Source organism: Isoptericola sp. NPDC060257 (assembly GCF_042726645.1).
Taxonomy (GTDB): Bacteria; Actinomycetota; Actinomycetes; order Actinomycetales; family Cellulomonadaceae; genus Isoptericola; species Isoptericola nanjingensis.
In genome coordinates, this window is sequence record NZ_JBHXAW010000197.1 from 1 (window position 1) to 8,531 (window position 8,531).

An 8,531-nucleotide genomic window follows, 5' to 3' on the forward strand; every position below is an offset into this window, starting at 1 on the left:
CTACGACGCGGCGGCCGCCGCTCGTGCCGACCTGGAGCGGGCGGCCGTCTCCACCGTGCTGCGCCAGCACGGGGCCGAGGTCGTCGAGGCGTTGCCGGACGACCTCGCTCCCCGGCTCGCGGACACCTACCTCGCGCTCAAGGCCGCCGGACGGCTCTGACCCCGCAGTCGCGAGGGTGCCGGTCAGCCGACGGTCGGCACGACCTCGCCGGCGCGGTCGGCGTCCAGGTCGCCCGTGAGCCCCGCCGCGGTGGCGCGCCGGCCCAGCACGACGACGTAGACCCAGAACCCGGCGAGCGCGATCGCGCCGATGACGATCTTGAGCCACCAGGGCAGCGTCGAGCCCGTGACGTAGCCCTCGATCAGACCGGACACCGCGAGCGCCCCGGCGAGCCCGATCGCGACGGTCACGAGCGCGCGCCCCTCCTGCGCCAGCGCGACGGTGCGCGGCCGCGGGCCGGGCGACACCGCCGTCCAGAACAGCTTGAGGCCGGCGGCGCCGGCGACGAACACCGCGGTGAGCTCGAGCAGCCCGTGCGGCGCGATGAGCTGCAGGAACACGTCCAGCTCGTCGTAGGCCGCCATCATGCCGCCGGTGGCGCCCACGCCCACCGCGTTCTGGATCAGCACGTAGGCCGGCCAGACGCCGGTGATCCCGAGGCCCACGCACTGCGCGGCGATCCACGCGTTGTTCGTCCACACCATGGCGGCGAAGGACGCGCCCGGGTCGTAGTACGACGCGAACGCCTCGTTGACGTACGCCTCGCGCTCGGCGGGCGTGCCCATCTGCGCGAGGACGTCCGGGTCCGTGGCGACGCGGTACCCGGCGACGACGGCGAGCGCGAGGCACACCACGACGACGCCGAGGGTCCACCAGCGCACCCGGTACAGCGCCGCGGGCACCGTCACCGCGACGAAGCGGACGACGTCGGCCCAGGCCGGCTCGTGCGTGCCCGTGACCCGCACGCGGGCCCGACTCAGCAGGTCGGAGAGCCGGGTGACGAGCACCGGGTCGGGCGCGGCCGACCGCACCGTGGACAGGTGCGTCGCGACCGCCTGGTACAGCCGCACCAGCTCGTCGGCCTCCGCGCCGTCGAGGCGCCGCTTGCGGGTGAGCTGCTTCAGCCGGTCCCACTGCGGGCTGTGCACGGCGGTGAAGGCGTCGAGGTCCACGGTCGATACCCTTCCACACGGGACACGTCGCACGAGCGGGGGATGCACATGCAGGACGGGATCGTCATCGGCGAGGGCGTGGTGCTCGACGCACGGCCGGCGTCGTTCGTCAGCCGGGCGCTGGCGGCGCTGCTCGACCTCGCGGCCCTCGCGATCGTCGGGATCACGCTGCTGGTCGTCGTGGCCCTGCAGGACGTCGCGATCGACGAGCAGTGGGCCCGGGTGGCGGGCGTCGTCGCCGCGGCGCTGGTGATGGTCGTGATCCCGACGACGGTCGAGACGCTGAGCCGGGGCCGCTCGCTGGGCAAGCTGATCACCGGGCTCCGCGTCGTGCGCGACGACGGCGGCCCGGTGCGCTTCCGCCACGCCTTCACGCGGGCGCTGGTGGGCATCGGCGAGCTGTGGCTGACGGTCGGGAGCGTCGCGCTGATCGCGTCGCTGTCCAACGCGCGCGGCAAGCGGCTCGGCGACCTGCTGGCCGGCACGTACGTCATCCGCGTGCGGGGCGGCCGCGCCCGGACGGTCCCGCTGGGCATGCCGCCGGAGCTGGCCGCCTGGGCCCGCACGGCCGACATCCGGCGGCTGCCCGACGGTCTGGCCCTCGCCGCACGGCAGTTCCTCGACCGCGCTCCCCGGCTCGCGCCCGCGTCGCGTGCGGGCCTGGCCGACGACCTGGCCGGCCGCGTCGAGCCGTTCGTCGCCCCCGGTCCGCCGCCTGGCACGCCGCCCGAGGCGTTCCTGCACGCCGTCCTGCACGAGCGCCGCGACCGCGAGCTCGAGCGCGGGCAGGCCGAGCAGGCGCGGGCCGAGGCCCGCGCCGCCAGCCTGCACCGCCTGCCGTACGCCGTCCCCGACCCGCCCCGCTGACCGCACCGGCGGTCAGCGGCGACGGTCCTCGAAGCGGCCGAAGACGCGCACCAGGCCGAGCAGCACCAGCAGGTACGCCGCGAACCAGACCGGGCGCGACGCCCACCAGTCCGCGCCCCACGAGGCCGGCAGCTCCTGCCCGAGCCCGAGGAGCGCGACCCCCACGACGGCGAACATCGCGGTGAGGTGCCACAGGTAGACGGTCATCGACCGGCGGGCCAGGGCACCGACGGCCCGCGCTCCCGCCCCGGACGCGGTGCGTCGCACGAGCGCGGCGCGGAACAGAAGGACCAGGCACACCTGGGCGACGGCGTGCGCGACGACGGGCGCCGTCGGCGGGCCGAGGTTGGAGATCTCGTCGCCGGGCATCCCGACGAGGCTGAGCGGGTACGGGCCCACCGCCACCAGCACGGCCGTCGCGGCGACCGCTGCCACGGCGCCGGCGGCGAGGAGCAGCCGGGCGGTGCGGCCGGCGAGCGGGTCGGCGGTCGCGCCGGTGGTCCGGTCGAGGGCTGGACGGCGCGGGTCGCTGCGCTCGGAGGCGTACGCGATCCCGGCGAGGAACGGCGCGGCCCAGGCGAGCAGCACGTCGGCCCAGGCCAGCCCGCCGGTGAGCTCACCGGGGAGCCCGAACCGCAGCGCGTCGAGCGCCAGCGGCAGCGCCACGGCGACGGCGAGCGCACCCCACCGCCAGCGCTGCCAGGCGGCCCGCAGCACCGGGGTGAGCGCCATGAGCACCACCCACACCCCGAGGAACCACAGCAGCTGCGGCGCCATCCGCGCCATCCGCCACACCGCGTCGTCGGGCACCCCGAGCGCGAGCAGCGCGGCGACCGCGAGCGCCCAGGCCCCGACGAACGCCCCGACGGGCCGGGCCGTCGCCCGCAGCCTCGCCAGGACGGTTCCGGCCCAGCCGCGGCCACCCACGACGGTGGCCCCGCGCTGGTACCCGGCGGAGGCGCCGGCAGCGAAGAACAGCAGGGCCAACGGCTGCAGCCAGGTCACGAGCCAGCCGGCGCCGTGCCCGAGCGCGTTGCCGACGAGGAGCGTCCGCCCGTCCCACGTCGCCTCCGCCATCAGCCAGTGCAGCAGCACCACCCCGAGGGTGCCGAGCGCCCGGACGACGTCGACGAACGGGTCGCGGGCCCGGCGCGGACGGGCGACGGGCGCGGCGTCCGGCGCCGTGGACCGGGAGGGGGTGTCGGGGCGCCGCGTCGCGACCGGTGGCGGTGCGGACGGCGAGGGCGGGGCGGGGGCGTCGAGGACGGCCACGATGGCTCCTGAGGCTGGGCGACGAGGACCCTCCCAGCCTCGTGACCTGCGGCGTCGTCCGACATGGGCCTGACCCCCGCGCCGTCCGGCGTCTCCCCCGCACCGTCCGGGGGGACACCCCCCGCCCAGCGCGCGAGTTGTCAGGGCGTCAGGCGTCGACGCCCAGGTAGCGCAGGACGGCGAGCACGCGCCGGTGGTCGGCGGAGTCCTGCGGCAGGTCGAGCTTCGTGAAGATGGCGGCGACGTTCTTCTCCACCGCCCCGTACGACAGGTAGAGCTGCTCGGCGATGGCGCCGTTGGAACGGCCCTGCGCCATGAGCTCCAGGACCTCCTTCTCGCGCGGCGTCAGGCGGCCGACGCCGTCCTCCGGCGAGCGGTGCGCGCCCATGAGCTGGCGCACCACCTCCGGGTCGAGCACCGTCTCCCCCGCCGCGACCCGACCGAGCGCGGCGACGAAGTCCCCGACGTCGGCGACGCGGTCCTTGAGGAGGTAGCCGACGCCGCGCGGGTCGCCCTCGAGCAGCCGGGACGCGTAGCGCGTCTCGACCCACTGCGAGAACACGAGCACCGGCAGCCCGGGGTGCGCGGCGCGCAGCGCCTCGGCCGCGCGCAACCCCTCGTCCGTGTGTGACGGCGGCATGCGGATGTCGGCGACGAGGACGTCGGGCAGGGCGCCGGCGGCGGCGAGGGTCGTGACCTCGCGGACGAGGGCGTCGCCGTCGGGCACCGCCGCGACGACGTCGTGCCCCCGGCGGGACAGGAGCGCGACGAGGCCGTCGCGCAGGATGGCGGAGTCCTCGGCGACGACGACGCGCAGCGGGCTCGAGCCGGTCGCCGGGCCGGTCGACGCCCCGGGCGTCATCGGCGGGACCCGGGGGCGGGCAGCGGGATGGTCACGGTGATCACCGTAGGCCCTCCCGCCGGGCTGACCACCCGGAGCGTGCCGTCGACGCCCGACAGCCGGTCCGTGAGCCCGGCGAGGCCGCTGCCCCTGCCCGACGGGTCGGGGGCGCGCACCGCCGCGCCGCCCACGCCGTCGTCGTGCACGCGCAGCACGAGCGCACGCACGGCGGCCCCGGTGGCGGCGTCCGCGACGGGCTCGACGCCCGCCACGACGTCGACGCCGGTCGCCCGGGCGTGCTTGGTCGCGTTGGCGACCAGCTCGGCGACGGCGAAGTAGGAGATGGCGGTGACGCTGGGCGGGAGGTCCGCCCCGTCGAGCCCGACGGCGTGCACGCGCACGGGCAGGGCGGCGCGCGCGGCGAGCGTCTCGAGGGCGACGGCGAGGCCGGCGTCCAGGGCGGGCGGGCGGATGCCGCGCGCGAGCTCGCGCAGCTCGGCGAGCGTGTCCTTCGTGCTGGAGTGCGCCGTCTCCAGGACGGCGGCGAGCTCCGCGGTGTCGATGCCGCCGGTGCCGTCGGTGCCGTCCGTGCCGTCGCGCAGCAGCTCGCGCGCCTCGCCGATCTGCATGGCGACGGCCACGAGGTGCGCCTGGGTGCCGTCGTGCAGGTCGCGCTCGATGCGGCGCAGGCGCTCGTCGGCGTCCTCGACGGTGACGGCGCGGGCCCGCTCGGCGTACGCCACCCGCAGGCTGGCCCGCGTGGGGCTGAGCAGCCCCTCCGCCAGCATCCGGAAGAGGCCGACGAACAGGGACTGCACCTGCGGCCACAGGTAGAACAGGATCAGGCCGACCGCCGCCAGCAGGAGCTGGCGGGCCGGCGTGTCGACGAACCAGTCCGTGCCGAACGAGGCGCCCCGGTGCCAGGTGCCATCGCCCGCCTGCTGCGCCGGCAGCCAGCGCGACCAGAACCAGTGCGTCATCCCGCCGAGCGCCACGGCGAGGAACACGGTGCTCACCACGAACGCCGCGATCGCCAGGGGGAACGTCACCACCATGTACAGCAGCCCGCGCCAGGCGGTCGCGTCGCCGAGCATCCCGCCGAGGCGCCGCCAGAATCCCTTCCGCGGCTGCCGCGGCGCGGGCTCGGCGATCTCGACGCCGAGGTAGCGCACCGCCATCCGCCGGTAGACCGACGCCCACCCGCGCGCACCGAGCAGCACGCCGCCCGCCACGAACAGGCCCACGACCGTCACCGCGACGCCCGCCATGAACGACACGGTGAACAGGGCGTACGCGAGCGCGAACGGCGCGAGCAGCAGCGCGAGCCACAGGAAGCCGTAGGCGCGCCACGTCCGGCCGTCGAACGGGGCGAGGAGGAACGGCGGCGCCCCGTCCGTCGTCGCCCGCGGGGACACCGCCGGGCGCTCGGCGGGCTGCGTGGCCGGCGGCGGGGTCGGCGGGGTCGCGGGCGGCGGCACCTGGCCGTCGGTGGACGTCATGCTGGTCATGCTTCCAGGCTGCCGCCCGCGGCGCCGCGCCGACATCCGGCGCGCCACCCTGCGCACGGGGGCTGTCCCCCGTGCCCGGCCCGCGACCTGTCAGGGCCAGGAGCATCAGAACATGCGCGTGGCCCTGACAGGTCAGTAGCGGTAGTGCTCCGGCTTGTACGGACCCTCCACCGGCACGCCGATGTACTCGGCCTGCTCCTTGCTGAGCTCGGTGAGCCGGACGCCGAGGGCGTCGAGGTGCAGGCGCGCGACCTTCTCGTCGAGCACCTTGGGCAGGCGGTACACCTGCCGCTCGTACTGCCGCTCCTCGGCCGGGCGGGCCATGTCGGCGAACAGCTCCATCTGGCCGATCACCTGGTTGGCGAACGAGTTCGACATGACGAACGACGGGTGGCCGGTCGCGTTGCCCAGGTTGAGCAGGCGCCCCTCGGACAGCACGATGATCGACCGCTCGGGGCGCTCCACGCCGTCGGGCCCGACGCCGGCGGGCAGCGTCCACTCGTGCACCTGCGGCTTGATCTCGGTCTTCACGACGCCCGGCACGGCGGCGAGGCCGGCCATGTCGATCTCGTTGTCGAAGTGCCCGATGTTGCCGACGACGGCCTTGTCCTTGAGCGCGAGCATGTGCTCGACGCGCACGACGTCCTTGTTGCCCGTCGTGGTGATGACGAAGTCGGCCTCGCCGATCGTCTCGTCGAGCCGGGCCACCTGGAAGCCGTCCATCGCCGCCTGCAGCGCGCAGATCGGGTCCACCTCGGACACGATGACGCGCGCGCCCTGGCCGCGGAACGCCTCGGCCGCGCCCTTGCCGACGTCGCCGTAGCCGCACACGAAGGCGACCTTGCCGCCGATGAGGATGTCGGTGGCGCGGTTGATGCCGTCCGGCAGCGAGTGGCGGATGCCGTACTTGTTGTCGAACTTCGACTTGGTGACCGAGTCGTTGACGTTGATCGCCGGGAAGATCAGCTCCCCCGCCTCGGCGAGGTGGTAGAGCCGGTGCACGCCCGTCGTCGTCTCCTCGGTGACGCCGCCGATGCTCTGCGCGATCGTCGTCCAGCGCAGCGGGTCGGAGTCGAGCGCCCGGCGCAGCACGGCGCGCACCACGTTCATCTCGTGGGTGTGGTCGGGCTCGCCCGGCAGCGTGTCCGGCGGCACGACGCCGGCACGCTCGTACTGCAGGCCGAGGTGCACCAGCATCGTGGCGTCGCCGCCGTCGTCGAGGATGAGGTTGGGGCCGCCCTGGCCGTTCTCCGCGCCGGGCCACACGAGGATCTGCTCCGTGCAGTCCCAGTACTCCTCGAGGCTCTCGCCCTTCCACGCGAACACGGGGACGCCCTGCGGGTCCCCGGGGGTGCCGTGCGGGCCGACGACGATCGCCGCGGCCGCCTCGTCCTGCGTGCTGAAGATGTTGCAGCTGGCCCAGCGGACCTCGGCGCCGAGCGCGACGAGCGTCTCGATGAGGACGGCGGTCTGGACCGTCATGTGCAGGGAGCCGGCGATGCGGGCGCCGGCCAGCGGCTGCGCCTCGCCGTACTCGGCGCGCAGCGCCATGAGGCCGGGCATCTCGTGCTCGGCGAGCCGGATCTGGTGCCGGCCGGCCTCCGCCAGCGCGAGCGAGCGCACCTTGAAGCGGCCGGGAGCCTCGTCGAAGCCGGTCGCGCCGGGTGCCTCAGCGGTCGTGGACATGGTCGCCCTCCTGGGGTCTGCGGTATGAGCCGTGTGCGCTGGGGGCTCCCGTCTGCGCGTGGCCCGGCGTGTCCGCACGGGCCAGCACCCAGGGTAGACCGCGGCACCTCCCGGACGCAGCGAGGCCGGCACTCCTCCTGGGTGCCGGCCTCGCCCGGCGGGTCCTGGTGGGACGGCGGCGCGTCTCAGGCGTTCTTCGACGCGCGGTTGCACCCTGCAGCTCGGCCAGGGTCCCGGCGACTCCCGCCTTGCCGAAACCTGACGATGTCTTCAACGACGCTCGACCCGCGAGCGACACCGAAAGGTGGTCGGGACCACACCGATCCGGCCGGTCACGTGACCTGCGCCACCCTCAAGATCACATTCCGGTAACGATCACTTCACCCGCCTGACCAGCAAAAACCCGGTAAACCCGCAGGACAACACGGAGGAAACGTGCAGATCAGGCAGGTGATCATGGTTCGCCACGGCACCCGTCGGCATAGGAGGGTGCTTGATGCCCTTGTGCCCACCGGAGCTGCGGAAGCACGGGAACCCGTGACCGGTGCTCGACGCGCCGCCCGGCGAACCGTGGGTACATCCGAACGTGATGGAAGGTGGCGAGCCCTGCCCGTATGTCGGGAGACAGCAGTACCACCCCAACGCCCGCCGAGTCGTCCGCGGTGACCCCCGCGGTCTCGGTGAGAGGCGTCTACAAGGTCTTCGGTCCCAAGCCCGGTGAGGCCGTCCGCCGCCTGCAGGCCGGGGCCTCGCGCGACGAGGTGAAGAACCTCGGCACCGCCGCGGTCATCGACGCGACCTTCGACGTCGCCCCCGGCGAGATCTTCGTCGTCATGGGCCTGTCCGGCTCGGGCAAGTCGACGCTCATCCGCATGCTCAACGGGCTGTGGACCCCCAGCGCGGGCGACGTCCTGCTCGGAGACGCCAACCTCGCCAAGGTCGACGGCAAGCGCCTGCGCGAGCTGCGCCGCACCCGGGTGAGCATGGTGTTCCAGCACTTCGCGCTTCTGCCCCACCGCACGGTGCTCGACAACGCCGCGTACCCGTTGGAGATCCAGGGCGTCGGCAAGGCCGAGCGTCAGGAGAAGGCGCAGCAGGCGCTCGACATGGTCGGTCTGTCCGGCTGGCAGGACTCGCTGCCGTCGCAGCTGTCCGGCGGCATGCGCCAGCGCGTGGGCCTCGCC

At 74.7% G+C, this 8,531-nt stretch carries 7 protein-coding genes and 1 pseudogene; 3 read left to right on the top strand and 5 right to left on the bottom strand.

The annotated features are described in order from the left end of the window. Window positions 1-160, top strand: a pseudogene (locus tag ACFWEK_RS15295) (DUF58 domain-containing protein); the annotation flags it as partial. Between the two features lie 23 nt (window positions 161-183). On the opposite strand, the gene ACFWEK_RS15300 reads toward ACFWEK_RS15295, so the two are convergent. Then, window positions 184-1,173, bottom strand: coding sequence for a stage II sporulation protein M (locus ACFWEK_RS15300; RefSeq protein WP_430554574.1), 990 nt, complete (start codon window positions 1,171-1,173; stop codon window positions 184-186). Window positions 1,174-1,221: 48 nt separating this feature from the next. Here ACFWEK_RS15300 and ACFWEK_RS15305 point away from each other — a divergent pair, with 48 nt between their 5' ends. Next, window positions 1,222-2,040, top strand: coding sequence for an RDD family protein (locus ACFWEK_RS15305; protein WP_430554579.1), 819 nt, complete (start codon window positions 1,222-1,224; stop codon window positions 2,038-2,040). A gap of 12 nt (window positions 2,041-2,052) precedes the next feature. Here ACFWEK_RS15305 and ACFWEK_RS15310 read toward each other — a convergent pair whose 3' ends face one another. The 4 genes from ACFWEK_RS15310 to ahcY form a co-directional block, all read right to left on the bottom strand. Next, window positions 2,053-3,312 (bottom strand): acyltransferase family protein, encoded by a 1,260-nt coding sequence (locus ACFWEK_RS15310; protein ID WP_430554575.1) that lies wholly within the window; start codon window positions 3,310-3,312, stop codon window positions 2,053-2,055. Window positions 3,313-3,460: 148 nt separating this feature from the next. Continuing rightward, window positions 3,461-4,129, bottom strand: coding sequence for a response regulator transcription factor (locus ACFWEK_RS15315; protein ID WP_430546800.1), 669 nt, complete (start codon window positions 4,127-4,129; stop codon window positions 3,461-3,463). Between the two features lie 41 nt (window positions 4,130-4,170). Then, window positions 4,171-5,661 carry a sensor histidine kinase gene (locus ACFWEK_RS15320; protein ID WP_430554576.1) on the bottom strand — a complete coding sequence of 497 codons (1,491 nt, stop codon included), beginning with the start codon at window positions 5,659-5,661 and terminating at the stop codon, window positions 4,171-4,173. Window positions 5,662-5,793: 132 nt separating this feature from the next. Further along, window positions 5,794-7,347, bottom strand: a complete 1,554-nt coding sequence (ahcY, locus tag ACFWEK_RS15325) for an adenosylhomocysteinase (RefSeq protein ID WP_430554577.1) — start codon at window positions 7,345-7,347, stop codon at window positions 5,794-5,796. Window positions 7,348-7,961: 614 nt separating this feature from the next. Between ahcY and ACFWEK_RS15330 the strand changes: the two genes are divergently transcribed. Beyond that, the coding region (locus ACFWEK_RS15330) for an ATP-binding cassette domain-containing protein (RefSeq protein WP_430554578.1) at window positions 7,962-8,531 on the top strand (570 nt) is incomplete at its 3' end.